Origin of the sequence: Luteimonas sp. MC1782 (assembly GCF_014164605.1) — a bacterium.
Taxonomy (GTDB): Bacteria; Pseudomonadota; Gammaproteobacteria; order Xanthomonadales; family Xanthomonadaceae; genus Luteimonas.
Window position 1 is genome coordinate 1 of the sequence record NZ_JACJFT010000010.1, and the last position, 1,250, is coordinate 1,250.

Here is a 1,250-nt window from a genome sequence, read left to right on the forward strand (position 1 = left end):
GGGACTTCCTTCGATAAAGTGGACACCCGTTGGTTAGGCGCATCTGCGCTCGTAGTCGGCGGGTGCGGTGTAACCCAGCGCCGAGTGTAGGCGCTGGTGGTTGTAGAAGTCGACGTAGCCGCGGATGGCCGCGTGCAGGTCCTGGTCGCTGGCGAAGGTCTGTCGGTGATACATGTCGGACTTCATCGACTTGTTCCAGGACTCCATGTGCGCGTTATCGTTCATGCGCTTGGGGCGGTTGACCGATTGGGCGAGGCCGGCGCGCTGCACCTGGCGCTTGAAGTCGCCGGCAATGAACTCGATGCCGCGATCGCTGTGGAACACGGTGCCGTCTGCAGGCTTGCGCGTGCGCAACGCGGCAGCCAGCGCACGGCGCGTCAGTGTCGTTGTTCGATCCTTGCCCAACGCCCATCCGAGCAGCCGTCGCGAGTGGCGATCCATGACGGTGGCCAGGTAGCGCCACTCGCCGCGCACTTTGAGATACGTCACGTCGGCCACCCAGACCTTGTCGATGGCGCTGACGTCCACCGCATGCGCACGACTCTCGACGCTGCCGAGGAACCGGGCAAGCCCCGGTCTCTGGCGATACTGCCTCGACGAGCAGGCCCGGACGCCTGTTTCCCGCATCAATCGCTCGACCCGACGCCGGCCAACTGGTTCGCCCGACTGCTGAAGGGCTGCATGCACACGCGGACTGCCATAGGTCTCGCGGCTCTGCGCATGGACGGTGCGAATCCGATCGATCAACGCTGCGTCGTCGTGAGCACGCTGGCTCGGCGGTCGCTGCTGCCACGCGTAGAAGCCGGAGGCGCTGACGCCGTAGAGCCGGCACATCGTTCTCACCGGACAGGCTTCCTGGTGGTGCGCGATGAAGGCGAAGACCTCGGCTTTCGAGCCGAAGTGAACGCGATGGCTTTTTTTAAAAGGTCATGCTCGACCTGCAGCCTTTCGTACTTCCGCTTCACTTCCCGCAGCGCCTTGAGCTCTGCGGCTACTGTCTTGTCCAGCTCCGTACCCTTGGTCACGATCACTCCCTCGCGGGCCAACTTGCGCCAACGAGACAACATGAAAGGGTGGATGTAAAGCGACTCGGCAACATCGGCGACGGAGACGCCGGGAAGCTCACTCAGGCGTACTGCGGTGGCCTTGAAGTGGTCTGTGTAGCGATAGGTTGTTCGGGGGCCTGGCGTAGGCATAAAGACACTCCTGATCGTTAGGTCAGGGTGTCCACTGAAGCGAAGGAACTACCG

General features: G+C 62.9%; 2 protein-coding genes. Both read right to left on the bottom strand.

Going from position 1 to position 1,250, the window contains the following annotated elements; translation table 11 throughout:
- Positions 1–33 precede the first annotated feature (33 nt).
- Positions 34–870: an IS3 family transposase gene (locus H5368_RS13390; protein WP_223878087.1), complete on the bottom strand. Its 837-nt coding sequence runs from the start codon at positions 868–870 to the stop codon at positions 34–36.
- Complete coding sequence (locus tag H5368_RS13395; protein WP_182825521.1) at positions 840–1,196, bottom strand: transposase; 357 nt, start codon at positions 1,194–1,196, stop codon at positions 840–842. Before H5368_RS13395 ends, H5368_RS13390 begins: the two co-directional genes overlap by 31 nt.
- Between the last annotated feature and the right edge of the window lie 54 nt (positions 1,197–1,250).